General features: G+C 32.3%; 25 protein-coding genes and 2 tRNA genes. 19 read left to right on the top strand and 8 right to left on the bottom strand.

The features are described from left to right. Positions 1 to 120 precede the first annotated feature (120 nt). A complete protein-coding gene (cozEa, locus tag NSR03_RS07765; RefSeq protein WP_046465156.1) occupies positions 121 to 1,206 on the bottom strand; it encodes a lipoteichoic acid biosynthesis protein CozEa in 1,086 nt (361 codons plus the stop codon). 338 nt (positions 1,207 to 1,544) lie between these two features. Here cozEa and NSR03_RS07760 point away from each other — a divergent pair, with 338 nt between their 5' ends. The 3 genes from NSR03_RS07760 (at position 1,545) to NSR03_RS07750 (ending at position 4,553) form a co-directional block, all read left to right on the top strand. Further along, the gene (locus NSR03_RS07760) at positions 1,545 to 3,116 is read left to right on the top strand and encodes an alanine/glycine:cation symporter family protein (RefSeq protein ID WP_046465157.1); all 1,572 of its coding nucleotides are present in this window, start codon (positions 1,545 to 1,547) and stop codon (positions 3,114 to 3,116) included. Positions 3,117 to 3,211: 95 nt separating this feature from the next. Next, on the top strand, positions 3,212 to 3,958 hold the full coding sequence (locus NSR03_RS07755) for an esterase family protein (RefSeq protein WP_021339503.1): 747 nt from the start codon (positions 3,212 to 3,214) through the stop codon (positions 3,956 to 3,958). An 85-nt stretch (positions 3,959 to 4,043) separates the two neighbouring features. Beyond that, positions 4,044 to 4,553 carry a YjcG family protein gene (locus NSR03_RS07750; RefSeq protein ID WP_069821013.1) on the top strand — a complete coding sequence of 170 codons (510 nt, stop codon included), beginning with the start codon at positions 4,044 to 4,046 and terminating at the stop codon, positions 4,551 to 4,553. A 115-nt stretch (positions 4,554 to 4,668) separates the two neighbouring features. Here the strand turns inward: NSR03_RS07750 and ltaA are convergent, their stop codons facing one another. Both ltaA and NSR03_RS07740 read right to left on the bottom strand, forming a co-directional pair. Beyond that, positions 4,669 to 5,871: a lipoteichoic acid biosynthesis MFS flippase LtaA gene (gene ltaA / locus NSR03_RS07745; protein WP_064783040.1), complete on the bottom strand. Its 1,203-nt coding sequence runs from the start codon at positions 5,869 to 5,871 to the stop codon at positions 4,669 to 4,671. Further along, a complete protein-coding gene (locus NSR03_RS07740) occupies positions 5,849 to 7,024 on the bottom strand; it encodes a diglucosyl diacylglycerol synthase (RefSeq protein WP_069821014.1) in 1,176 nt (391 codons plus the stop codon). The genes ltaA and NSR03_RS07740 overlap by 23 nt, the downstream gene beginning before the upstream one ends. A 431-nt stretch (positions 7,025 to 7,455) precedes the next feature. Between NSR03_RS07740 and NSR03_RS07735 the strand changes: the two genes are divergently transcribed. The 7 genes from NSR03_RS07735 (at position 7,456) to NSR03_RS07705 (ending at position 17,089) form a co-directional block, all read left to right on the top strand. Then, positions 7,456 to 8,940, top strand: a complete 1,485-nt coding sequence (locus NSR03_RS07735) for a UDP-N-acetylmuramoyl-L-alanyl-D-glutamate--L-lysine ligase (protein ID WP_069821017.1) — start codon at positions 7,456 to 7,458, stop codon at positions 8,938 to 8,940. Next, on the top strand, positions 8,930 to 9,169 hold the full coding sequence (locus NSR03_RS07730; protein WP_021339507.1) for a YueH family protein: 240 nt from the start codon (positions 8,930 to 8,932) through the stop codon (positions 9,167 to 9,169). The genes NSR03_RS07735 and NSR03_RS07730 overlap by 11 nt, the downstream gene beginning before the upstream one ends. Before the next feature lie 12 nt (positions 9,170 to 9,181). Continuing rightward, on the top strand, positions 9,182 to 10,744 hold the full coding sequence (locus NSR03_RS07725) for a peptide chain release factor 3 (protein ID WP_021339508.1): 1,563 nt from the start codon (positions 9,182 to 9,184) through the stop codon (positions 10,742 to 10,744). Between the two features lie 353 nt (positions 10,745 to 11,097). Further along, the gene (locus NSR03_RS07720; protein WP_002508078.1) at positions 11,098 to 11,901 is read left to right on the top strand and encodes a TerC family protein; all 804 of its coding nucleotides are present in this window, start codon (positions 11,098 to 11,100) and stop codon (positions 11,899 to 11,901) included. Between the two features lie 275 nt (positions 11,902 to 12,176). Then, positions 12,177 to 13,958: a S1C family serine protease gene (locus tag NSR03_RS07715; RefSeq protein WP_065367380.1), complete on the top strand. Its 1,782-nt coding sequence runs from the start codon at positions 12,177 to 12,179 to the stop codon at positions 13,956 to 13,958. Positions 13,959 to 13,976: 18 nt separating this feature from the next. Further along, positions 13,977 to 15,335: a TrkH family potassium uptake protein gene (locus NSR03_RS07710; RefSeq protein WP_340719198.1), complete on the top strand. Its 1,359-nt coding sequence runs from the start codon at positions 13,977 to 13,979 to the stop codon at positions 15,333 to 15,335. A gap of 245 nt (positions 15,336 to 15,580) precedes the next feature. Then, positions 15,581 to 17,089, top strand: a complete 1,509-nt coding sequence (locus NSR03_RS07705) for a bifunctional metallophosphatase/5'-nucleotidase (RefSeq protein WP_021339510.1) — start codon at positions 15,581 to 15,583, stop codon at positions 17,087 to 17,089. A gap of 261 nt (positions 17,090 to 17,350) precedes the next feature. On the opposite strand, the gene NSR03_RS07700 is transcribed toward NSR03_RS07705, so the two are convergent. Continuing rightward, positions 17,351 to 17,953 (bottom strand): CPBP family glutamic-type intramembrane protease, encoded by a 603-nt coding sequence (locus NSR03_RS07700; protein WP_002508074.1) that lies wholly within the window; start codon positions 17,951 to 17,953, stop codon positions 17,351 to 17,353. Between the two features lie 6 nt (positions 17,954 to 17,959). Then, positions 17,960 to 18,145: a YkvS family protein gene (locus NSR03_RS07695; protein ID WP_002508073.1), complete on the bottom strand. Its 186-nt coding sequence runs from the start codon at positions 18,143 to 18,145 to the stop codon at positions 17,960 to 17,962. Between the two features lie 200 nt (positions 18,146 to 18,345). Here NSR03_RS07695 and NSR03_RS07690 point away from each other — a divergent pair, with 200 nt between their 5' ends. After that, positions 18,346 to 19,335, top strand: coding sequence for a lipoate--protein ligase (locus NSR03_RS07690; protein WP_002508072.1), 990 nt, complete (start codon positions 18,346 to 18,348; stop codon positions 19,333 to 19,335). 99 nt (positions 19,336 to 19,434) lie between these two features. On the opposite strand, the gene NSR03_RS07685 is transcribed toward NSR03_RS07690, so the two are convergent. Then, positions 19,435 to 19,653, bottom strand: coding sequence for an IDEAL domain-containing protein (locus NSR03_RS07685; protein WP_002508071.1), 219 nt, complete (start codon positions 19,651 to 19,653; stop codon positions 19,435 to 19,437). A 252-nt stretch (positions 19,654 to 19,905) separates the two neighbouring features. On the opposite strand from NSR03_RS07685, the gene NSR03_RS07680 reads away from it, so the two are divergent. From NSR03_RS07680 to NSR03_RS07650, 7 genes are all read left to right on the top strand, one after another. Then, positions 19,906 to 20,469: a competence protein ComK gene (locus NSR03_RS07680; protein ID WP_069821016.1), complete on the top strand. Its 564-nt coding sequence runs from the start codon at positions 19,906 to 19,908 to the stop codon at positions 20,467 to 20,469. Between the two features lie 154 nt (positions 20,470 to 20,623). Beyond that, positions 20,624 to 20,698, top strand: a tRNA-Asn gene (locus tag NSR03_RS07675). A gap of 2 nt (positions 20,699 to 20,700) precedes the next feature. Then, a tRNA-Ser gene (locus NSR03_RS07670) sits at positions 20,701 to 20,789 on the top strand. Between the two features lie 358 nt (positions 20,790 to 21,147). Then, entirely contained in the window at positions 21,148 to 21,462 is a 315-nt protein-coding gene (locus tag NSR03_RS07665; protein ID WP_021339511.1) for an ArsR/SmtB family transcription factor, read from the top strand. Further along, the gene (gene arsB / locus NSR03_RS07660) at positions 21,462 to 22,754 is read left to right on the top strand and encodes an arsenite efflux transporter membrane subunit ArsB (RefSeq protein WP_021339512.1); all 1,293 of its coding nucleotides are present in this window, start codon (positions 21,462 to 21,464) and stop codon (positions 22,752 to 22,754) included. Before NSR03_RS07665 ends, arsB begins: the two co-directional genes overlap by 1 nt. A gap of 17 nt (positions 22,755 to 22,771) precedes the next feature. Next, complete coding sequence (arsC, locus tag NSR03_RS07655) at positions 22,772 to 23,167, top strand: arsenate reductase (thioredoxin) (protein WP_021339513.1); 396 nt, start codon at positions 22,772 to 22,774, stop codon at positions 23,165 to 23,167. 473 nt (positions 23,168 to 23,640) lie between these two features. Next, the gene (locus NSR03_RS07650; RefSeq protein ID WP_021339514.1) at positions 23,641 to 23,895 is read left to right on the top strand and encodes a GlsB/YeaQ/YmgE family stress response membrane protein; all 255 of its coding nucleotides are present in this window, start codon (positions 23,641 to 23,643) and stop codon (positions 23,893 to 23,895) included. Positions 23,896 to 24,245: 350 nt separating this feature from the next. On the opposite strand, the gene NSR03_RS07645 is transcribed toward NSR03_RS07650, so the two are convergent. Continuing rightward, positions 24,246 to 24,458 (bottom strand): TM2 domain-containing protein, encoded by a 213-nt coding sequence (locus NSR03_RS07645; protein ID WP_046465163.1) that lies wholly within the window; start codon positions 24,456 to 24,458, stop codon positions 24,246 to 24,248. A gap of 174 nt (positions 24,459 to 24,632) precedes the next feature. On the opposite strand from NSR03_RS07645, the gene NSR03_RS07640 reads away from it, so the two are divergent. Continuing rightward, positions 24,633 to 25,190: a GNAT family N-acetyltransferase gene (locus NSR03_RS07640; protein ID WP_002508059.1), complete on the top strand. Its 558-nt coding sequence runs from the start codon at positions 24,633 to 24,635 to the stop codon at positions 25,188 to 25,190. A 111-nt stretch (positions 25,191 to 25,301) separates the two neighbouring features. Here NSR03_RS07640 and NSR03_RS07635 read toward each other — a convergent pair whose 3' ends face one another. Next, positions 25,302 to 26,240: a 1,4-dihydroxy-2-naphthoate polyprenyltransferase gene (locus NSR03_RS07635; protein WP_021339517.1), complete on the bottom strand. Its 939-nt coding sequence runs from the start codon at positions 26,238 to 26,240 to the stop codon at positions 25,302 to 25,304. Positions 26,241 to 26,317 lie beyond the last annotated feature (77 nt).

The following is a 26,317-nucleotide window of genomic DNA, read 5'->3' as shown; positions in this document are numbered from 1 at the left end:
TTTTAAACTATGAAAATGGTACATTGATGGCAAACTAAAAAGCTGAAAGGTCTTTTACATTAAAAGAATCTTTCAGCTTTTTTTGTTAAATAATAATGGATTTTTGATTTTATAAACGAGCTAATCTTTGACATCACTATTAGCTGCTTCAATAAGTTGTTGTCTATACCGGAATACATTACGGACGATAGATTTAATAATAGCATATAGTGGCACTGCTACAAGAATGAGTACAAAACCACCAAGGTTACCTGCTGCTAAAATTACAACAATGACTGTTAATGGATGGATGTTTAAAGATTTACCCATAACATTTGGCGTAATGACATTTCCTTCTAGCTGTTGTGCAATCAGTGTAATGATACAGACCCAAATAAATATTGTTGGACTTTGTATAATGCCAATGATTCCAGCTGGTACAAATGCCATCCAAGGGCCTAAGAACGGAATCATATTGGCAAGACAGGCAAACATAACAAGTAATAATGTATAGTTAAGTCCTAGTATAGAATAACCAATATATAAAATGATACCTAAAATAATACTTACAGTTACTTGACCTTGAATATAAGATTTAACTGTTTCATTTAAGTCTTTTAATAATTCAACTACGAATACTTTTCTATCCCCTTTAAATAATCTTGCAATAAAAGGAATGAATCTTTCGTGGTCTTTTAGCATATAAATTAGGAAGAATGGCACCATGATAAGTAGAAACATAGTAGAAATAAATGATGTCACAAACCCTAATGAATTAGATAATATACTAGTAGCGCCATCGCTCATTGATTTAATCATATTATTAATTCTGTCTGTTACATCTGCTGGTAATCTTTCCATTTGATCTAAAGCAAAATTAACAATGCTTTGAATTTCATTTTGTAGAGCTGGGATTTGTTTAATTAATTTTGAAATTTGATCTATTATCAGCGGTGCAATATAACCTACAAAGCTGCTTATAATAATAACTAACGCAATCAAGATAATTGTTATACTACCCCAACGTGGAACTTTGTATTTTTCAAGAATTTTTTGAAAAGGTAAACAGACATAGAATAAGAAGCCGCTAAGTAACAGTGGTAACAATACCGATTGAATAATAACAATAAATGGTGTGAATACACTATGGACTTCCATTACTAATTTGATAAGTAAAAACAGGATGAGCAAGGCAACACCTGTTCTAAACCAAACCTTATTAAGCATAGGACTTTTCCTCCTAAAAAATCGTATTTGAAGTACTATTCAGTATATCTCAAATAGCTACAGAACAAAAGATAAAAATTGATGTCAATTCGATGAATAATTAAATCGATTCAAATAACTTTATAGAATATTAAGTAAAGTCACATAATGCATTAAATAGTGTAAAATTATTTCGATGGAGAATTTAAGTCATTAAAAATTTTTATTATTAATTCACAATCGAAAATATATAATTTGTGAAAAAGATAACTTATGAAATGCGTTGCGCGGAATATTTTATATGTGTATAATGATAAAAAATATCATTATACATAATGGTACAACAAGGGGGATACGTTATGTTAGAGAGTTTACTTACGTGGTTGTATGATATTGTATGGAGCAAGCCTTTAGTCTATGGTTTGTTACTTACGGGGGTATTATTTTCATTTATGTTACGCTTTTTCCAAGTTAGACATTTTAAAGAAATGATACGTCTAATGTTTCAAGGGGAGAAATCACCTACAGGTATATCCAGTTTCCAAGCGATTGCACTATCATTAGCAGGTCGTGTAGGTACTGGTAATATTGTAGGGGTGTCAACTGCCATATTCATTGGTGGTCCTGGTGCAATATTCTGGATGTGGGCATCAGCATTTTTAGGAGCTGGTAGTGCATTTATTGAATCTACACTCGGTCAGATTTATAAAAGGGAAGAAAAGGGGCAATACCGAGGTGGACCAGCATTCTATATCGAATATGGTATCAAAGGTAAACTCGGTAAAATTTATGGTTTAATCTTTGCTGTAGTAACAGTAATTTCAGTAGGTTTATTATTACCAGGTGTTCAATCCAACGCAATTTCTAGTTCAATGAAAAATGCGTTTAGTTTTGATCCATGGATAGTCGCAACAATTTTGGCAGTATTAATTGCTTTAATTATTTTCGGTGGTATTAAATGGATTGCAAACGCTGCAACAGCAGTTGTTCCGTTTATGGCAATTTTATATATTTTAATGGCAGTTGTTATTATATTTATTAATATTGAACAAGTTCCTGCGCTATTTGCTTTAATATTCAAATCTGCGTTTGGGTTTGAAGCAGCATTTGGTGGGATCGTTGGGGCAATGATTGAAATTGGTGTTAAAAGAGGTCTATATTCCAATGAAGCAGGTCAAGGGACGGGGCCACATGCTGCGTCTGCAGCAGAAGTATCTCATCCAGCTAAACAAGGTCTAGTACAATCATTCTCAGTATATATTGATACACTTTTTGTGTGTACGGCAACAGGTTTAATAATTTTACTTTCAGGTACATATAATGTCACTGGTAATGCTGACATGTCAGACGGTAAATCCAGTTTGATTAAAGATAATGGTGTTTTTGTAGAGACGTCGAATGGAGATAAAGATTACTCTGGTACAGCAATGTACGCGCAAGCTGGTATTGATAAAGCTTTCCAAGGAAGTGGTTATCAATTCGATCCTGCATTCTCAGGAATAGGGTCATACTTCATTGCGATTGCACTATTCTTCTTTGCCTTTACAACAATATTGGCATATTACTATATTGCTGAAACCAATATTACGTATCTAACTAGAAAAAGTTCGAAAAAAATGACTTTTGTTTATATTAATATCACTAGAACTGTTCTCATTGCAGCTACAGTGTATGGTGCAGTTAAAACTGCTGACTTAGCGTGGATGATGGGTGATTTAGGTGTAGGTATGATGGCTTGGCTAAATATCATTGCTATTTGGATATTGCATAAGCCTGCAATTAACGCTTTGAAAGATTATGAGAAACAGAAGAACGACCTTGGATCAGGTAAAAAAGCAATTTATAAACCAGATCCTAAGAAATTACCTAATGCTGTCTTCTGGCACAAAGATTATCCTAAACGCCTAAAAGAAGAAAATTTTGAGGAATAACTCAGTATTCAATTTATAAAAATTAAGTTGAAATATTTTAAAATAATGCGTCTCTTGGTACAATGTCATTAAGACTACTAGGGGGCGCATTATTTATGTATGATTTTCAACCAGGAAGAATTAATAAAATTAGTTTTCCTAGCGAATTATTAGAAAGAGATGTCACACTATCTATTTACTTACCAAAAGATTTTTCAGAATTATTTAAGTATAAAGTTGTATTTTGTTTTGATGGTTTAGATTTTTTTAGTTTTGGAAGAATTCATAGAAGTTATGAAAATCTACGTGAAACGAATGAAATTGAAAAAGCAATCTTCGTTGGCTTTCATTATGAAGACGTTGATAAACGCCGTGCTGAATTTCATCCACAAGGAGCGCGTACGCATTTAACAGTTAAAGCGGTAGCGAACGAAATTTTACCTTTCATTGATCGAACGTTTCCTACATATAAAGTAGGTAATGCGCGTATATTACTTGGAGATAGTTTAGCTGGAAGCGTAGCCTTAATGACTGCTTTATCTTATCCAAGAATTTTTAGTCAAGTCGGTTTATTAAGTCCACAACATGATGAAGTGATTCAGACTTTAATTGAACGATGTCAATTTCAAGAACAGTTAACAATATGGCATGCTGTTGGTTTAGAAGAAGAAGACTTTGAGTTACCAACAAACGGTAAACGTGCAGATTTTCTAACGCCTAACCGTGAACTGAAATCCATTATTGAAGCAAATAACTTCACGCATCATTACATAGAGTTTGAAGGCGGCCATAGATGGAAATCATGGAAGCATTTACTCGATGATTTGCTAAAGTATTTTTTGTCAGATAATATTTCATTTTAATAATCTGAATAAAATTTAGTTTAAAGTAACGAATTTTTCAGAAATTTGATATAATGTAGTTATGTTAAACAAAGGAGGAATTTAAATGATTTTAGGATTAGCATTAATTCCGTCAAAAGCGTTTCAAGATGAAGTGAATGCATATCGTAAGCGTTATGATGCTCACTATGCGTCAATTATGCCGCATATCACGATTAAGGGGCAATTTAAAATAAAAGATAGCGATTTAGAATCTGTCAAAGAGACAATTAAATCTAGACTTGAGGGTATACCAGCAGTTGATGTTCATGCAACAAAAGCATCGAACTTCGCGCCGATTACCAATGTCATTTATTTTAAAGTTGAAAAAACTGAAACTTTAGAAAAATTATTCTACAAATTTAACAATGGTGATTTTCATGGCGTGCCAGATCACTCATTTGTACCACATTTCACAATTGCGCAAGGACTAACAAGCCAAGAGTTCGAAGATATTTATGGACAATTGAAATTAGCGGGTATTGATTATAAAGAAACAATTGAACAACTTTCTTTAGTTTATTACGATGAGAAAGATGAAAAATGGAAAGTATTAGATAACTTTAACTTAGCTTAAATAATGCCCATTAGTAGCATCTATGATTGCTTACGATAAAAAATGGAATTAAAGAGGAGTCACTAACAAATTGTTAGTGACTCCTTATTTTGTGATTATAATCTTTGTGAATATGTTATGAGTTAAGGTGATATTTTTTATTTCTAATAAAGTATATGCCATAGAATATAGCTAAGAATAAGAATAATAATGCTGAGAAATAAAACGTATTATTTACAGAAGCTGTGAATTGGGTGATTAAGCCACCGACAAGCGGACCAATCATTGAACCAAATCCTTGTACACTGTTAAATACGCCCCAAGTCTCTTCTTGTTCATCTATATGTATATGGCTTGCCATAAATGTGTTCCATACAGGTAGTAATATACCATACATCAGACCAATAAAGATTGCCAATATCCATACAAGTGCAATATCTGTAATCAGTGATAGACCAAATATCATTATCGTATATAATATAAAACCACCAAAAATGACGCAGTACATAAATAATGTGCCATGTTTATCAATGACTTTTGATAAGAAGAGCATTGAGATTGCACAACCAATACCGCCAAATACAAGTGCCATAGTATATTCTACTGTAGATACACCGACAACTTTTGTTGCATATGTAGGTAGGATAGGAACTAATGCTGTGATAGAAGCACCTTGTAATAAAATACCTGGGAATAAAATTAAATGACGTTTTGTCACATCTACGATTTGACCTAATTGTTGTTTAACTGGTCGAGTATTATAATTCGTAAGTCTTATCTTCACGAAGTAATATAAAATCCAAGCAATTAGTACTACTAACGCCATCATAAATGCAAATTTCGTCGGATGGAACTTGAAGATAAGATTCATGCCCACCATACCCACAAGTAAACCGAGGAGCCATGAAAAATAAACATATCCCATTTGTTTGCCACGATTTTTCTCATCGACACTTGCAAGCATAATAACCCAAATAGGACTAACAGCTATACCAAGTAGTACTGCACTGATAATTAGAACAATCGGAGAAGTAGGGAACCAAATGACTAAGAACAAGCTTCCGAATGCAAGTAGGAAGCCTAATGTGAGTACGAGTTTCGTGCCTAATCGTTTAAGTAAAAAACCAATCACGAAGTTGGTTGTTGCATCAGCTATAAAATGAGCAGAAATAGCGATAGATGTAATACCTACCGCAATTGAGGTTGCTGTTGGAAGTAATGCTAAGTAACTTAATATATACATGCCTCGGGCAAATTCCATTAAGAACAAAATTACTAACAATATTATAAAGTTTTTACTTGAATGATAATTATCTTTATTTAACGAAGAGCTTTGCATATAAAGGAACCTTTCCGTAAACTTCTTCATAGCGAGATGAATGATCTAGTAAATTTAACAAGTCATTACACAACTTGTAGGTTGAATATGGAATTCGAGATTCATTCATTGACTGAGTCATTTCTGCTATTTTTGATGGTGTATTTGTTAATGTTGCCACCTGTTGAATTGCTTCTTCAGGTGTATCAGCAATCAAACCAAATCCTTTTTCTTCAAAGTAATTTGCATTCTCTAACTCTTGACCTGGAGCAGGATTTAAGAAAATCATAGGTGTTTGACGTGTCAAGGCTTCGGATATTGTGATGCCGCCTGGTTTAGTAATCATCAATTGGCTTGAAGCCATCCATTCATTCATATGCTTAGTATAGCCTACGATAAGTACGTTGTCGTAATTTTTAAATTGTGCAGATAACGTACGTTTCAATTCTTTATTTTTACCACAAATCATTACGACTTGAGAGTGAGGACTTCGGTTTAATATTTCTTGTATCATTTGATCGAAACCTTTTGATACACCAAAGGCACCTGCAGACATAAGTATTGTTGGTTTGTCAGGGGCTAAATTATTTTGGCGTAGCCACGATGTTTTATCAATTTCCTCTTCGAATTTATCTGCGATAGGGATTCCTGTAACTTTTATTTGGGATTTAGGAATACCTATGCTAGCAAACTCATCTTTTAACTCTTCTGTAGCTAGATAATATCTTTGAGAATGAGGAGTTATCCAGTTCTTTTGCATTCTATAATCTGTCATCACAGTTGCAATAGGAATGTTCATATCAAATTGTTCTGTTAAAACAGACATTACTGGTGTTGGGAAAGTAAGCAAGACTAAATCAGGCTTTTCCTTTAACAGTAAATTTATTAATTTATTAAGTCCATAGTATTTATAGAAACATTTGTCTAATTGGTCGGGACGACTATAGTAAAATGCTTTGTACATATTTCTGAAATATTTAAAACTGTTAATGTACCACTTTTTACATATAGAAGTCAGTATTGGGTGAGCTTCTAAAAACAAATCATGTTCAATAACTGTTAAATTGTCTAGATTCATTTCGTTAAACTGGTTCACTACACTTTGAGTAACCTGTAAATGACCATTACCAAAGGATCCAGTAAGGATTAGTATTTTTTTATTTTGAGTAACCATTTAAGCCACCCTCCAATAGTATAAATTTAGCTCATGCTAAGTTTAACGCATTTCTTTGACATGCGAAAGAAAAAACATAATTACTGAAGATTATATCATTTTACATACTGATATGAAATGATTCATACTGAATTCAGAAATATGTATGCAGTAAATCAAGTCATTGTATATTAATACATTACCACGCTTAATATAAATGTATGCTTGAAAAGTAAAAATTAAGTGAATATATAGAAAGCATTAACAAATTAGTTACATAAATTTAACAAAGGAATTCAAAGCTAATTTAAACTCAAAAAAATCATGTGATTTTCCTGTTATAAAAGCACATATATAATAGGAAGAAATTATTATAATCTAGATAATAGATTCTATAAAATCAAAGAAAAACGTGTATAATAGAAGTATTGGAAATAAAGGAGCGATAAATGTTGGATGCAAATTTGTTATTTAAAAAAATAAGAGTAAAACAAGTTGTCGGTACGTTAGAGAGAGATGTAACAGATATCACAACTGATTCTCGTACTGCACAACAAGGTAGCGTTTTTGTAGCATCGAAAGGTTATACTGTTGATAGTCACAAATTCTGTCAAGACGTAGTAAACCAAGGCTGCCAAATCGTCGTCGTAAGTCAAGCGCAAGAATTAGACGGTAATGTGACACAAATCATAGTACCTGATACTTTACGCGTAGCAAGTCTATTAGCAAACAAGTTATTTAATTATCCAAGTAAACAGCTTGTCACTTATGGTGTTACAGGAACAAATGGTAAGACGTCAATTGCTACAATGATACACCATATCTATAGAAAATTAGGTAAAGGTAGTGCTTACTTAGGAACAAATGGTTTTCAGATTAATGAAGAAAAATCAAAAGGCTCTAATACTACACCAGAAACTGTAGCTTTAACTAAAAAAATCAATGAAGCTGTTGAAAAGAAAGCTGAAGCTATGACTTTAGAAGTTTCAAGTCATGGGTTATCATTGGGACGCTTAAGTGGTGTTAACTTTGATGTGGCAATTTTTTCAAATTTAACACAAGACCATTTAGATTTTCACGGTACGATGGAAGCATATGGCCATGCAAAATCACTATTATTTAGCCAACTTGGCCAAGATTTGTCTCAAGAAAAGTTTGTTGTGTTAAATCAAGATGATGGATTTTCTGAATATCTTGCGTCAGTATCACCATTTGAAGCATTTACTTACGGCATTAATAACAAAGCACAATTTATGGCTGAAAATATAAATGAATCATTACAGGGTGCGAGTTTTAATTTTGTAACGCCAGAGGGTAATTTTTATGTGAAATCACCATATGTCGGGCTTTTTAATGTTTCTAATATTATGGCAGCAATGATTGCTGTTTGGAGTAAGGGCGTTAATCTAAGTGAAATTGTAAAAGCAGTTGAAAATTTAGAACCAGTCGAAGGCAGACTCGAAGTATTAGACGAAACGTTACCAATTGATTTGATTATTGATTATGCACATACAGCAGATGGTATGGATAAATTAATTGATGCAGTTCAACCCTTTACTTCACAAAAATTAATTTTCTTATGTGGTTTGGCAGGAGAACGAGATATGAGCAAAGCACCTGAAATGGGACGTATTGCATGCCGTGCGGACTACGTGGTTTTCACACCAGATAATCCAGCAAACGATGAGCCTAAAGTGTTAACACAGGCACTAGCACAAGGTGCGACACATCAAAATTACATTGAATTTGATGATCGTGCAGAAGGAATTCGCCATGCGATTGATATCGCTGAACCTGGAGATACAGTAGTATTAGCTTCGAAAGGGCGGGAGCCGTATCAGATTATGCCCGGCCATGTAAAAGTACCTCATAGAGATGATTTGATTGGTTTAGAAGCGGCATATAAAAAATTTGGTGGTGAGCCAGTTGAAGATTAGCAATATAGATTGTAATGATGTGCATTCAAATTTATATATTTATGAAAATACTGAAGCGGAAGTATACTTAATTGCGTTGCCAGAATTAAATTGGTCATTAGAAATAGATACAACATTAAATGAAGATGATATCAATGATGAACTTGTGATACACTTGTTTACGTTACTTGACGAGTCTACAGCAACTAAGATTGCCACTGACATTGTCAAATTGATACTTGAGGATTAAAGGAGACTAAAAATGAGTATAAAGGAAGAAGTAGAATCAAGAAAAACCTTTGCAATTATATCTCATCCTGATGCTGGTAAAACCACATTAACTGAAAAGTTATTATTATTTGGTGGTGCGATTAGAGAAGCAGGAACTGTTAAAGGTAAAAAAAGTGGAAAATTTGCAACTAGTGACTGGATGAAAGTAGAACAAGAGCGTGGTATTTCAGTTACAAGTTCAGTGATGCAGTTTGATTATGATCACTATAAAATCAACATTCTAGATACGCCAGGACACGAAGATTTTTCAGAAGACACATATAGAACACTTTTAGCAGTAGATAGTGCTGTAATGGTAATTGACTGTGCAAAAGGAATTGAACCACAAACACTAAAACTTTTTAAAGTTTGTAAAATGAGAGGTATTCCAATCTTTACTTTTATTAATAAACTTGATCGTGTTGGTAAAGAACCATTTGAATTATTAGATGAAATTGAATCTACTTTAGAAATTGAAACATATCCCATGAATTGGCCGATAGGAATGGGACAAAATTTCTTTGGTATTATCGATCGCGACTCACATACAATTGAGCCTTTTAGAGAAGAAGAAAATACGCTGCATTTAAATGATGATTTTGAATTAGAAGAAGATCATAAAATGAAAAATGATAGCGCGTTTTCTCAAGCTATTGAAGAGTTGATGCTAGTAGAAGAAGCGGGCGAAGACTTTGATAATGAAGCATTACTAAATGGTGAATTAACGCCTGTATTTTTCGGTTCGGCATTAGCTAATTTTGGAGTTCAAAACTTCTTAAACGCTTATGTGGATCATGCACCAATGCCTCATAGTCGTCAAACAAAAGAAGAAGTGGAAGTAAAACCTTATGATTTAGATTTTTCAGGATTTATTTTCAAAATCCAAGCGAACATGGACCCTAAACATAGAGACCGTATTGCCTTTATGCGTGTAGTAAGCGGTGCCTTTGAACGTGGCATGGATGTTACGTTACAGCGTACCAAGAAAAAACAAAAAATCACACGTTCAACATCATTCATGGCTGATGATAAAGAAACAGTAAACCATGCGGTGGCTGGAGATATTATTGGTTTGTATGATACTGGTAATTACCAAATTGGTGACACGTTAGTTGGTGGTAATCAAAAATTCAGTTTCCAAGAATTACCACAATTTACGCCAGAGTTATTTATGAAAGTTTCAGCTAAAAACGTTATGAAACAAAAGCACTTTCATAAAGGTATTGAACAATTAGTTCAAGAAGGTGCGATTCAATATTATAAAGCACTACACACAAACCAAATTCTTATTGGGGCAGTTGGACAGTTACAATTTGAAGTATTCGAACACCGCTTAAAAAATGAATACAATGTCGATGTTGTCATGGAGGCAGTCGGTCCGAAAATTGCACGTTGGATAGAAAATGAAGAAGAAGTTAAAGACAAGATGAGTACCTCGCGTTCAATTTTAGTTAAAGATATTTATGAAAATTATGTGTTTTTATTTGATAATGAATTTGCAACGAGATGGTTTGAAGAGAAGTTTCCAGAAATTAAATTATATGGTTTGTTATAAAACTATATTTTGTGTATAATAACGATATTAATAGAATACCTATGACTTTGTAGTCAGAGGGGAGTAACTCAACTTTTATTAAAAATATATATGAAGCATGCATTTATATGCTTAAAGAAAATACTTTATATATATTTTTAACATAGTCATTTTATCGTCATTACGAAGCTTGATTGCTTCCGGTAAAATGGGCAGATACAAACTGTCGAGTGAGACCTTTGCTAATAGTGAATAACGTGATTGATTTGTTCTTTAGTGTATAAAAACTAAATGAACTAAATTAAATAGCGGCAATACACTAACTTAGCTTAGGTCTCTATTTTTATGTTTAAAAAATTAAGGAGTTGTCCTAGATGGATCCAAGTATGATTTTACCTTATTTATGGGTGCTCGTTGTTCTAGTATTTTTAGAAGGACTATTGGCTGCAGATAATGCCGTAGTTATGGCAGTTATGGTTAAACATTTACCGCCTGAACAACGAAAAAAAGCTTTGTTTTATGGTTTATTAGGTGCATTAGTATTCCGTTTTATTTCTTTATTCTTAATCAGTATTATCGCAAATCTTTGGTGGATACAAGCACTTGGTGCATTATACCTACTATATATGTCCATAACCAATTTGATATCCTTCTTTAAAGAGAAAGATAAGGAAGAACAAGAAGCTGGTGATGATCATCACTTTGATGAAGATGGTGGAGAGATTCACGCAAGCCCTAAAGAATTTTGGGGCACTGTATTAAAAGTTGAATTTGCAGATATTGCATTTGCTATTGATTCAATGCTTGCAGCTCTTGCAATTGCAGTGACATTACCAGCAGTTGGCATCCACTTCGGCGGAATGGACTTAGGTCAGTTTGCTGTTATGTTCATAGGTGGTATGTTGGGCGTTGTAATTATGCGTTTCGCTGCAACATGGTTTGTAAACTTATTAAACAAATACCCAGGTTTAGAAGGCGCAGCGTTTGCTATTGTTGGTTGGGTAGGTGTTAAATTAGTGGTCATGGTTCTTGCGCATGAAGAAATCGCTGTTTTACCTGAACACTTCCCACATAGTACGTTATGGCAATCTATTTTCTGGACTGTCATGATATTGTTAGTAGTTATTGGTTGGTTAACTTCATTAAGAAATAACAAGAAAAAAGAAAAGCAAAAGTAAATGTTAAAGTAACTGGAAAAGCTCATAGAGGTTTTCCAGTTTTTTTATGTAAAAACATGTAAGGTATTATTTATAAATTTTAATATTGTCGTTTACTAAAATTGAGCAAGGATGTGTCAAAATATTTGAGAAAATCATTTAAAGTTAGAAATTTAGAAAGAAAGTGATTATAATCAGAATGTATCTACTTTTATAAAAGAAAATAAAGAAGAATTATCTATTATATTATGTCATAATAGATAGTGAAGATTTATGTAAGATTAGGGGGGATTAAGGTGACTCAAAATAAAAAACACGTCATTCCTAAAGAAAAATATGGACGTAAACGACGTGAGTTTTTTCATAATGAAGAACGTGAACAACGTGTACATTTAGAGCATGAGGCCAGAGAACAGCGTAAAGAAAAAGCGCAAAAATTAGCCAAAAATAATGAAGAGCGTGTGAAAGAAAATTTACGAAAAGCACGTATCGAAAAGCTAACACAAGAAGAGATACAACAACAACAGGCTTTGATGGCTAAACAAAGTGGTTCTAAAGAAAATATAGATATACCAAGCGATAAACAGTCATCAGATACCACACAGTCCTCAAGTTACCCACAGAAGCAAAATGCTAATTATCATACTCAAAGTAAGTCTGAGCAAGAAACAGATGATCATCGAGAGAATACAGAAAATGATACAGTGGTTACTGAGCAGAGCACATTATCAAAAAATCAATCGTCAAAAATTGATGAAGAAGATAACTTTTATTCAGAAGAAGCACAACAATCTCGAGTTGAAACATACGTTGAAGAAGATGATGTAGATGCAAAAGAAGAAAAAGCGCAAACAACAGCGCGTAACAAACATGCATCTCAACATCAAGGACCAAATCACACCAATCAAAATGGACAATTAAGCAACGTTGATAAGATTAAATATTTCTTTAAGGAACATTGGCCTAAAGTACTTATTGTTATTGCAGTTATATTATTATTAACATTGATGAATGCAATATTTGCTAACGTTGATCAAAACGGTAATGACAAGGATAGTATTTTCCAAAGTAATAAGGGTAAAGAAAAGTCATATACCACAACTATGAAGAGCGCTAATAGTGCTACGCAATCAGTAGTAACGGTTGAGAATGATACAAGCAACAAAGATTCTTCTGCAGAGAAAGAGACACAAGAAGCAGGTAAAGAAAATGAGCTAGGATCAGGTGTCGTCTACAAAAAAGTAGGCGACTCTATTTTTATCATGACAAATGCGCATGTAGTAGGAGACAAGAAAGAACAGAAGATTACATATGGTAATGGAGACTACTCAATAGGAAAAGTTATTGGTACAGATAAATTCTCTGATATTGCAGTGGTTAAAGCAAAGGTTAAGTCTGGGAGCGACGTTAAACCAATCGAAATGGGTGATTCAAGCACTTTAGTATTAGGGGAACCTATTATCGTGGTAGGGAATCCACTAGGCGTTGATTTTAAAGGTAGTGTTTCAGAAGGAATCGTATCAGGTCTTAATCGTCATATTCCTGTAGATATTGATAAAGATGAACAATATGATGTATTAATGGATGCATTTCAAATCGATGCGCCAGTAAACCCTGGTAACTCTGGTGGTGGCGTGGTTAATAGAGATGGTAAATTAATAGGCATTGCATCGTTGAAGATAGATATGGATAATGTAGAAGGTATTGCATTTGCAATTCCAGTAAATCAAGCTGAATCAATAGCAAAAGAACTTGAAGCTAAAGGTGAAGTCAAATATCCTAATACAGGTATTCGTATCATGAATGTTGCCGATATCGATGATGAAATGCGTCAATCATTACAACTACCTGAAGATGTGAAATCAGGTGTATTAATTGGTGAAGTTAAAGAAAATTCAACAGGTGAAAAATCTGGGTTGCAAAAAGATGATGTAATAGTAGAATTAGATGGTAAAGAATTAGAAGATAATCTAAGATATAGACAAATTATTTTTAATCATAAAGATGATTTGGATACATTACCAGCTAAAATATACAGAGATGGTAAGCTTAAGGATATCAAGATTAAATTGAAGTAGCGTTGGGGTGAATAAACGTTGTCCATTTTCAATCAATTGTTAAAAAAATCAAGTCCTCAACAAGGGATAGTGATGTATTATATTGTTACAATTATCGTAGCATTTTTGTTACTTAATTTACCATTTGTTCACAAATCTGGAATCAATGTTGACCCGATTGATTCTTTGTTTGTAGCAGTTTCAGGCGTGAGTGTGACTGGTTTATCACCTGTTAATATCGTTGAGACATATACTACTTTTGGACAAATCATAATTATGATTATTCTAAATATCGGTGGTATTGGCGTCATGGCCATTGGTACGATGCTATGGGTGTTTTTAGGAAAACATATTGGCATGCGTGAACGTCAGCTTATTATGCTTGATAATAATAAAGATACCATGAGTGGTACAGTTAAACTGATTCTAGATATTGTACGTACAATTTTAATTATAGAACTTGTTGGAGCGTCATTATTAGCATTCTATTTTTATAGAGATAATCCAGATTTGCAATATGCAATTATGCAGGGCATGTTTGTAGCGGTATCTGCAACGACAAACGGCGGTTTAGACATAACAGGACAATCGTTAATTCCTTATGCTAATGACTATTTTGTTCAGACTATAGTTATGTTTTTAATTATTTTAGGATCTATTGGCTTTCCAGTATTAATTGAAGTAAAAGCATACATTAAAAATAGAATACCTAATTTTAGATTTTCATTATTTGCTAAAATTACAACAATGACTTACTTAGTATTGTTTGTATTCGGCGCAATAATAATTTTATTATTTGAACATAACCATGCTTTTCAAAATATGACGTGGCATAAATCGTTATTTTACGCACTGTTCCAATCTGCAACAACAAGAAGTGCCGGATTACAAACCATTGATGTAAGTAATTTTGGAGAAGGTACGAATGTAATTATGAGTGTCTTAATGTTTATAGGTTCTTCACCGAGTTCAGTAGGTGGTGGTATTAGAACGACTACTTTCGCAATCTTAATCTTATTCTTATTGAACTTTAGCAATAATAATGAAAAAACCTCGATTAAAGCATTTAATCGTGAAATTCATACAACAGATGTACAACGCTCATTTGCTGTTTTTACAATGGCAGGAATACTCACATTTGCAGGTACGATTACAATACTTGTGGTTGAAAATGGCAAAATATCATTTCTACAAGCATTTTTCGAGGTCATGTCAGCGTTTGGTACATGTGGACTATCATTAGGTGTTACTGATGACATTAGTGGGATGAGTAAGATCGTATTGATGGTACTGATGTTTATTGGTCGTGTAGGACTTATTAGTTTTATTATTATGATTGGTGGGCGTAGAGAGCCAGACAAATACCATTATCCGAAAGAACGTATTCAAATTGGCTAAAACTTCATTTTGATAGTTTTAAGATGATTAATTATAAAGTTATTCCCTTTCTTGTGAAAACAGTGCAAGAGAGGGTTTTTTAATTTCAATGTTTTATAGAATAATGTAAAAGCACTAAAAAGAGGCAATTAAATGATTTAAGCAAGGCTTCTTAAATTATTAAAATTCTTAGAATGTAATATTTCCTTTTGCTATCATGGGTATTTAGAAACATGTTAAACTGAAGGAAATGAGGGGAGAGGCATATGAAAAAAAGCGAGAGAATTACAATAGATGTTATCACAACTTCAGATATGCACAGTCATTTTCTAAACGGAGATCATGGTTCTAATATATATAGAGCAGGTACTTACGTTAAAACGAAGAGAAAAGAAAATGAACATGTTATTTTGTTGGACAGTGGCGGTAGTTTGGCTGGTTCATTGGCTGCATTTTATTATGCTGTTGTTGCGCCATATAAGCGTCATCCTATGATAAAGCTGATGAATGCTATGCAATATGATGCAAGTGGTATTAGTCCTAATGAATTTAAATTCGGTTTGTCCTTCTTTTCAAGAGCGGTCTCTTTATCCAGGTTTCCATGGTTATCGGCGAATATTGAATATAAGCGTACAAGAGAACCTTATTTCTCTACACCTTATACGATAAAAGAAGTAGAAGGCGTCAAGATAGCTATTGTTGGATTAACTTCAGACGGATTGATGAACCGCGAACACTTTGAAATGGAAAATGAGCTACAAATTGATAAAACTTTAGTGGCTTCTAAAAGATGGATTCGCTTTATTCATGAAACTGAAATGCCAGATTTTCTCATAGTCATATATCATGGTGGTATAAACCAACTGAATAAATCCGCAAATGAACGCGAACAAAACGTGAATGAAGCGGAAAAAATTATGCAATCATTAGGCGTGATTGATTTACTGATTACTGGTCATCAACATCAAACTTTTATAGGTAGAGATGATCAAACATTGTATGTACAAGCTGGTCAAAATGCGGAACAATTAGTCCATGTAAAAATTAACTTTAAGCAAAGAACTACCTCATATGAATTAGAAGATGTTGAGTCACAAATTGTTGATTTAAATGAGTATAAGGAAGATGAGGATTTACTAAACTTAACATTTTATGATAGAAAAACTGTTGAACATTGGGGGAAAGAAGTTTTAAATGTTACGCCCGTTTCTGCTCAAGTAAATGGTTTAGGAGACGTTATTACGAAGCCCCATCCTTTCACGCAACTTTTACATGACGGTATTCGCTCAGAGTTTGATTATGATATTTCATGTGTACATTTACCTACCAGTGGAGAAGAAGGCTTAGAAGCAACAATAACCAATGAAGCATTATATAAAGCGTATCCGCATCCTGACGTGCCAGTTGATTTAACTTTAAAAGGACAGCAGATTAAAGATATTCTAGAGTATGGCTATTCACATATAGAATTTAGCCATGGTGAACTCAGTTTAACAATTATTGATGAAACATTATGTACGTTTTGGCAAGGCGTGGATTACACAATTGATATGAATGCTGCACCGTTTAATCGTGTTAATTTAAAAAACATAAGACTGAATCATATGTATCGTGTAAGTATGACAGATTATTGTTATAGAAATTATAGACAGTATTTAGAAAATGCAGTTATTCATGAAACTGGCAAAATAACGATGGTAGAATTAATATCTAGAAATTTGAAAAATGAGCAGTATAAAATAAATCAAAAACAAAGCTTTAATGTAATAACATAGGCTAAAGGATTGTAATATAAATACTACTATATCCTCGTTTGCATAAGATAGGGCTATAGACTCAGCATGTAGCCTTCAATTCATGCTAGACTATTCTAGTTGGTCAAGTGTCTCGTATGCAACAGTGTTGTAATAACTGGAAAAATGAGCATTATAATATATTTATTTTATATAGCACAAAAAACTGGAAGGCGCTCATTATTTTAATGAGCGCCTTCCAGTTTTTAATTTTTAATAAAACGTATAAAGTTCCGCAATAAGTTAAGCATGGAATATTAATAGAATTACTACTGCAACGATTTGTGCTATTACAGTGGTAGCAATTCTACGCGTATAAAAGTAGCTTATTGAGAGTGCAATTTGTACGATAAAGATGAAGAAAACAATCCATAAATTATCTAGATAGTAGAATAATGAAGCTGAGCAAAGCGCCGTAATTATAATGCTAAGCCAACTTGGTATGTTTAATTTAATCAATTCTTTTTGTAAAACTGTTCTCATATAGAGTTCATGACAAGGTATAACAAAGACTAATGTTATTAACATTTGCCATTTAAAATATACGCCAGTTCTTGTTAATTCTTTAATTAATTCAAGATATTTTATATCCGAAGAAATTGCTGCAATAATCAGCTGAATAATAATTAATACAATACCAGTAACAATTCCAACACCTAAAGAAGTAAGTAATCTCTTAGATTCTATATCTCTTTGATAAAAGATATAACTAATACCAGCTATGAGCATAATGCCAGTATATAAATACCAATACTCTTGTTTTTCCCCCCACATAATGAAGAGGATGATGTGGAATACAATAAAGCTTAAAAGAAACCATATTAAAGCCTTTGAAATTCTATTCATTTTTTACTATCCTTCTTGTTCAACGATTGTATATCGCTTATGATTAATAACAGTTTTTTCAGGCAAGTCTAAATCATTGAAATTCTCCATAATTGTTAAATCTACAATTACTGAATTATCATTAATTTTCTCTACACGGCCTTTTAAACCATCATAGAATTCTACTATATTTCCAACTTCTGCAACAGTCATTTTTAGTCCTCCCTAGAAATGCTAACTAGATAGTATTATACAAAAAAACTTAAGACAAATAAACAAATAACCATTAAATTGTGTGATATAAACCGATTTTGAAACTTTTTATCATATTTAATGTAAATGATTGGCATTTTTAGAGAAAATATAGCATAAATAAGGTAAGGGTATATTTTTAGGGAAAAGGAGTGCAATAGATGAAGTTTATTAGTAATAATGATATTACAGATCCAACATTAAATTTAGCAATGGAAGAATATGTATTAAAAAATATGCCGAAAGACGACAGCTATTTTCTATTTTATGTGAATAGACCGTCTATTATAATTGGTAAAAACCAAAATACGATTGAAGAAGTTAACAAACCATATATTGATGCACATAATATTGATGTTGTGAGACGTATATCTGGTGGAGGTGCTGTTTACCATGATGAAGGTAATTTAAATTTCAGTTTTATAACAGATGATGATGGTAACAGCTTCCATAATTTTAAAAAATTTACAGAGCCAATTGTTGAAGCATTAAAATCGTTGGGTGTTGATGCTGAAATGACTGGTAGAAATGATATTCAAGTAGGTAACGCCAAAATTTCAGGTAATGCTATGGTAAAAGTGAAAGATCGTATGTTTAGTCATGGTACATTAATGTTAAATAGTGAATTGGATGAAGTTCAGAACGCATTAAAAGTTAATCCTGCAAAAATTAAATCTAAAGGGATTAAATCTGTACGAAGCAGAGTCGCAAATATTTCAGAATTTCTTGAAGAACCTATTAATATTGATAACTTTAAAGATATTATTTTAAAAACTATTTTTGGAGAAGCAAATCAAGTTGAGACATATCAACTTACTGATGAAGATTGGAAAAATATTGAAGCATTGAGTAATGAGAAATATCGTACATGGGATTGGAATTATGGTAGAAATCCAAAATATAACTTTGAAAGAGAAGAGAAGTTTGAAAAAGGTTTCGTTCAAATTAAATTAGATGTTAAACAAGGTCGTATTGAGCACGCAAGGATTTTTGGAGATTTCTTCGGTGAAGGTGACATAACAGAACTTGAAAATGCATTAGAAGGTACGTTACACGAGTTTGATAGTATTGAAGAAGCATTTTCAAACTACGATATTTATCATTATTTTGGTGATATCGATCGCCATGAACTCATTAGATTAATGTCTTAAACAAGAGTTATAAGTAAAAATAAAACTCAAAAAGGTCTATTCTCTAACTTATTGGTGTAAGTAGGGAATAGACCTTATTTTAAATAACAAGCTATTAAATTATCCAACGAGAAATTCCTCCAGGTTTCTGTATTCTTCAGTATAACGTTTGAAATCCTGCTCGTTTTTATTCTTAAGCGCGTGGTCAATGAGGTATTCTAACTGCTGTTTACGGACATTTCTTAACGACTCATCAATGATTAATTCAATACCTAAATCATTAATCGTTGACACAAAAGATTCTAATGAATTGTATTTAACATTTGTATTGTTTTTCATTTTCAACACAGCCCCTCTATCTATATTTACATATAGTATACAGCCTTTTATTTTTGAAATCAATAAATAGTCAGACTTTTCCGAAAATATAAGTGTAATTTGCAACTTTTCAAAAAATAAGAAAATGCAAAAGTATAATAACTAAAAATCAATTGTAGAAAATTTATAAAATATTTTATTAAATAAGTTGATTTTAAAATATTTGTGTTATGTTATTTGAGTATCACCATAAGCTTTAAGGAGGCGTCAGCTATGATTCAACAATACATTATTAAAAAAGGTGATATGGCTCTTCAACCTTGTAATTTATCTATAGGTCTAAATGAAGGTACTTGTGTATTAAAGTATAAGGAGGAGCGTGATATTGTAAAGGAACGGACACATAAGATTATAGATCGTTCATGTAGATTTTATGGTAGCAGTTATGTATTTAAAAAAGAAGACACAATGAGAATTACAGGTATTAATAGTAAACCCCCGATATTATTCACTCCATTATTTCCTACTTATTTTTTTCCTACACATTCAGACCGAAAAGAAGAAAACACTTGGATCAATATTCATTATGTACTAACCATAAGAGCTTTAAAAGATAAAAAATGTAAAATCACATTTGTCGATAACCAGACTATAGTTGTTAATATTTCAGCACACAGTATGCATCATCAATACTTAAATGGTATATATTATTACTATATGATGGATAGAGCAGCTAGGGTGGCTACTTTTGATCCTGAATCTCCTATAGACTATACGAAACCACAATTAAATATTTATGAAGCATTAGCAAAATATTCTCTATTTGAAAATAAATAGCAAAACATTTCTGAAATTTAAATGTAAAAATGTCATATGTGGAATATTATATTAATTTAGTGTAAATATTCCGCATATTTTTTTGATTAAGGTACTTGAAAAATTCTCTGAAGTTGATATAATAGTATTTGTGCTTGATTGAGATATCAATTATTCCACAGTAGCTCAGTGGTAGAGCTATCGGCTGTTAACCGATCGGTCGTAGGTTCGAGTCCTACCTGTGGAGCCATTGGAAACGTACTCAAGTTGGCTGAAGAGGCGCCCCTGCTAAGGGTGTAGGTCGCGCAAGCGGCGCGAGAGTTCGAATCTCTCCGTTTCCGTTAATAAAAACAAGCTTTTTAATACCGAAGTCCTTAACAGGATTTCGGTATTTTTTTGTTTTGTGAATTTATAATTTGTAAATTCACAATTAATAATCATGATAGTAAGTAACCGCAAAAAGCTAAAAAGTATAATGAATTGCTACAAGTACTGCTAGTTGATACCACTTGTTATAGAGCTTCGTTAATCCTGTAATAACTTCATGTTTTATATTGCTCAAGTGTTAAGTGCTGTGAATCAACTATAATATATCAAAACTCAATTTTTTAATAAAAAAATTATAAGTAATCAGCAATAGTACATAGACACTCGTCTATATATATAGTATTATATTTAGTTATAAGAGGAGAGATGAACTTGTCATATAAAGAATTATCAAACGTATTAAAAGTGCTTTCTAACCCAAGTAGATTAGAAATTATGGATTTACTTTCTTGTGGTGAGTTATGTGCATGTGATGTATTGCAACATTTTCAATTTTCTCAGCCAACTTTAAGTCATCATATGAAATCATTAGTAGAGTGTGAGTTAATTACTACACGAAAAGAGGGGAATAAGCGCATGTATCGGCTTAACCACGATGTATTTGAACAAATTAATCAAAGTTTAAATCTAATAAATACTACAAATGAATTATGTATTTGTAAAAATATGAAGTCAGGTGAGTGTTAATGATGACGATATTAGCAATCACAATCTTTGTATTAACGTTAATTTTTGTTATCTGGCAACCTAAAGGTTTAGATATTGGAATTACTGCATTAATTGGTGCTGTAGTAGCTATAATTACGGGTGTTGTAAGTTTTTCAGATGTACTGGAAGTTACTGGGATCGTTTGGAATGCGACTTTAACGTTTGTTGCAGTTATTCTTATTTCACTTATATTAGATGAAATTGGGTTCTTTGAGTGGTCTGCTATACATATGGTTAGAGCATCAAAGGGTAATGGCTTGAAAATGTTTATCTTTATCATGCTTTTGGGTTCAGTTGTAGCAGCCTTCTTTGCAAATGATGGTGCAGCTTTAATACTTACCCCTATTGTATTAGCTATGGTACGTAATTTAGGCTTTGATAAAAAAGCAATATTTCCATTTATCATTGCTAGTGGCTTTATTGCAGATACAACTTCATTACCACTCATTGTTAGTAATTTAGTTAATATAGTTTCTGCAGATTATTTCGATATAGGTTTTATTGAATACTTTAGTAAAATGATTATACCTAATATATTTTCGTTGATTGCAAGTATTCTTGTGTTATGGCTTTATTTCAGAAAATCTATTCCAGGTAAATTTAACGAAGTAAATATTAGAGAACCAAGAGAAGCGATTAAAGATAAAAAGCTTTTTAACATCTCTTGGATTGTACTTGCTATCTTACTCGTTGGTTATTTAATAAGTGAGTTTATAAATATTCCAGTATCTATTATTGCTGGTATGATTGCTTTAATATTTGTATTATTAGCGCGTAAATCTAAAGCCGTTCATACGAAACAAGTAATTAAAGGTGCGCCATGGAATATTGTTTTATTCTCTATTGGTATGTATCTCGTCGTATTTGGCCTGAAAAATGTGGGGATTACAACACTTCTTGGTGATGTACTAACAAATATTTCAAGTTACGGCTTATTTAGTAGTATCATGGGCATGGGCTTTATAGCTGCATTTCTTTCATCTATTATGAACAACATGCCAACTGTATTAATAGATGCTATAGCAATTGGTCAATCGAGTGCCACAGGAATATTAAAAGAAGGCATGATTTATGCTAACGTTATTGGGTCTGATTTAGGACCTAAAATAACACCCATTGGCTCTTTAGCCACACTTCTTTGGTTACACGTGCTAACTCAAAAAGGAGTGAAAATATCTTGGGGTGTGTATTTCAAAACGGGAGTTATTATCACCATCCCTGTTTTATTTGTAACCTTATTAGGTTTATATTTAACACTAATTATTTTTTAAATGAGAGGTAATCATAAATGGATAAAAAAACAATTTACTTTATATGTACTGGTAATTCTTGTCGTAGTCAAATGGCTGAAGGCTGGGGAAGAGAAATACTCGGCAAAGAATGGAATGTTTACTCAGCAGGTATTGAAACGCATGGTGTAAACTCTAAGGCGATAGAAGCTATGAAAGAAGTTAATATTGATATTTCAAATCATACATCTGATATGATTGATAATAATATTTTAAAACAGTCTGATCTCGTTGTTACACTTTGTAGTGATGCTGATGATAATTGTCCAGTTATACCGCCTAATGTGAAAAAAGAACATTGGGGCTTTGATGACCCAGCAGGTAAAGCATGGTCAGAGTTTCAACGCGTAAGAGATGAAATAGGCGATACAATTAAACGATTTAAAGAACTATAATTATCTCAATTTTAAAAATGAGCATAAATTAAATCAGAAAAATAATAAAAACCTTCAAAGTAGACACTAAAAGTGAAAACTTTGAAGGTTTTTTTACACGTCAAAATGAAAAAGTGTATTAATAATTATAGTTTGTAAAATTTTAAATAACTAGTTAGGGAAAAATGTACTATAAACAACAAGATTATGATAATTAGATATGAGTAAATCTTAATCGGTAATATGATGCAATAAATGTAATGAATTTTTGATTTTATTTCAAGATTTTGTATGACTATATATTTTGATATTGCATGAAAAACAAGAAATTCATTATAAAATATTATTATAGCGAATTTAAATAGAGATGGCTTGAGGAAAAACCAAGAAATTGTTTTGGTTTTTAAAATAAATATTGTTCGCAATGTTGTATATAAATAAAAAAAGTGGTAAGCTATGCATTGTGATAAATCAAGAAAATAGGAGAGAGATATATGGGCTTTATTATAATGATTATTGTAGGCGGTTTAATCGGTTGGTTAGCCGGCGCAATTTTAGGTAAAGATATTCCAGGTGGAATAATTGGTAATATTATTGCAGGTTTAATCGGTTCAGCTATTGGTAGTAAATTATTAGGTACATGGGGACCAGTCTTAGGTGGCGTTCCAATCTTACCAGCACTAATCGGGTCAATCGTATTAATCTTAATTGTTTCATTTATTATGAAAGCAATTAGAAAAAGAAAATAATTAAAAAACACTCACCATTTGGTGGGTGTTTTTTGTTAATCATAAGAATTCTATAAGGTAATTGTAAAAATAAAAGCTAATCATTTCTAAAATTAGAAACGATTAGCTTTTCAATTTTTTCGTGAATTTCAATGTATATGAAATCTATTTTTTACTTATTAAATTTCTGATTCCTTTTATAATAAAGCCTACTACTACAGATCTGAAAACACGTGATATAATATTTTTCATTATTAGTCCTCCTAAGTTACAATTCAACTTTCCATAATTTGCTATATAGTTTCTTTACCCAATTTCAGATGAAATATTGGAGAAAATAGAAAATATTTTATCTTTTAATAAAAAAGTGGTTATTTTTCAAAAGAAATAAGACCGTTTTCGTCTGCTTTGTTAAAGAAAATCGTAATGATGCCACTAATGATAGCGATAACGTATGGAATGCCTGTCCAAAAGAACACTAAATGTATAATACCTTGTAAAAGTTGATTTGAGTAAAATTTATGAATGCCACACCAACCGAGTAAAAATGCAAGTATAACGTAAATGACTTTATTTACTTTCATATGTCTAGTCCTTTCATTTTAAAGTTCTTATCTTAATTATCTCTTATATTAAGCGATTCAACAATCGAAAACAATTAATGAAAAACGATTTCTCGTAAAAACCAATTATTACTTCGAATTTTTTATTTAATTCATATATAATATAGTTAAATAAACATAATAAGGAGAATACAAATGATTAGAAAAGCTAAACCTACCGATAAGCATGAAATTGCAAAATTATGTTATATCATCTGGAGTCAATTAGACATAGATTTAGTGGAATACACCGATAAAGAAAGATTACTAAAAATCATGGAACAAAGTATGGTGGATGTACCATATAGAGGTCATTATAGTAACACTTGGATATACGAAGTCGATGGTAACATTGCAGGTTGCTTAATTGCATATCCTGGTAACAAAGAGTTAGAGCTTGAAAAGGCTTGGTTAGATATGGAATTAGATGAAGACATTAGAGCTTATGGGACGCCGATGCCAATGAAAGAGGCTAATGATGATGAATGGTATATCGAAACAGTTGCTACATTCCCAGAATTTAGAGGGCAGGGTGTCGCTACTAAATTAATTAAACATGTATTAGAAACGTATCCAGATGAAAAATGGAGCTTAAATTGTGATTTACTCAATGATGGGGCGTTACATGTTTATAAAAAATTAGGATTCCAACCTACAAGTGAATTCGATTTATATGGTCATATGCATTACCACATGGTACATATAAAAGACTGAGTTTTTATCTCTGTTAAAAAACAAAAAATCGACCTTCATGAGTATGAAGATCGAAAAAGTAATACTTACTTTATTTGATTGCTGGGTTAAACTTGCTAATTGAGAAATATATTAAATACCACCGAGCAGAGCACTAATATAAATACCTAGTGCATACAGTAGACCGAAGAATGTATTCGTTTTTCCTGTTGCAGCCATTGCTGGCATCATAGTTGCTGGCGTGTCATTCTTTTTGAATCTACGTACAGCCTTGATAGGTAACGGGAATGACAGTAATGCAAGTAAAAAGAAAATTGAACCACCAGGTTGGAAGAATGTAATATAGATAACTAATGCATACGCGACAATGTACATTAATGCTAAGAAGCGTATTGAATTATTTTTACCTAATAAAATAGGTAATGTCTTACGACCACTTTCTTTATCTTTAACACGGTCACGAATGTTATTAGCCATATTGATTAAACCGATTGTTATAACAATCGGAAGACTGATCCAAACAACTAGACTTTGTAAATTACCTGTTTGAATGAAGAATGCAATTAAAATAATAATCATACCCATGAAAATTCCAGAGAATACTTCACCAAAAGGAGTCCAAGAAATAGGGAATGGTCCACCCGTGTATAAATAACCAATTGCCATACACACGAGTCCAATTGGTATGAGCCAGAATGAACTGTTGATGGCTATAAATAATCCTAGTAAAGCAGCAATGACATAAAATGCAATGGCTATATTCATGACTAACTTAGGACTCATGCCATTGCGAACGATTGCACCACCGATTCCTACAGAAGTGTGGTCATCTAACCCTTTTTTGAAATCATAGTATTCATTAAACATGTTTGTCGCAGCTTGAATTAATAAACAAGCGATTAACATGGCTAAAAGCAAAGTAAGACTTAGATGATCTTCACTACCAAGTAGGAATATTTTTGCAGTAGCAGTACCAACAAGTACTGGTACCACAGCAGCGGTTAAAGTATGTGGTCTCATTAAGTGCCAGTATTTTCTGACAGTAGAATATTGTTGATATTGAGATGCCATAAAATTTTATACCTCGAATTCTTTTATATTAAAATATTTTTTATCAAATTTATTTTAATGGAAGAACTTGTAAAGGT

The sequence above is a fragment of the Staphylococcus sp. FSL W8-1207 genome (genome assembly GCF_038003745.1).
GTDB lineage: Bacteria > Bacillota > Bacilli > Staphylococcales > Staphylococcaceae > Staphylococcus > Staphylococcus equorum.
Note: the sequence above shows the minus strand (reverse complement) of the source record. Positions and strands in the feature narration are given on the sequence as shown.